This window comes from Neisseria sp. P0016.S008, from assembly GCF_051957775.1.
Lineage (GTDB): Bacteria > Pseudomonadota > Gammaproteobacteria > Burkholderiales > Neisseriaceae > Neisseria > Neisseria flavescens_B.
Map to the genome: position 1 here is coordinate 1 of NZ_JBQCWB010000034.1, position 253 is coordinate 253.

1 pseudogene is annotated in these 253 nt (G+C 54.5%); it reads right to left on the bottom strand.

Annotation, left to right across the window (positions count from 1 at the left end):
• Window positions 1-23: 23 nt before the first annotated feature.
• Window positions 24-253 (bottom strand): annotated as a pseudogene (locus tag ACTHS8_RS10870) (S-adenosylmethionine:tRNA ribosyltransferase-isomerase); the annotation flags it as partial.

Genomic DNA, 253 nt, shown 5'->3' on the forward strand with positions numbered 1-253 from the left:
CCCTTGCCCCCTTATATCGAACGCGCGGCCACTGCGCCTTGATCTTTGGCGGACACGGTCTGATAGCGGCTGTCGTCTTCATCATCGGCCGCGCGGTCGATATAAGGGGGCAAGGGCAGATGGCCGTTTTGCTCCAAAAGTTCGTAAACGGTTTGCTCGCCTTCAAATTTAAGGCAAAACAATTCTTCCGCACGCACCATCATGACGGCGCGGATATCGCCTTCAAAAATCAATTCTGTACCCGGTTTCGGCG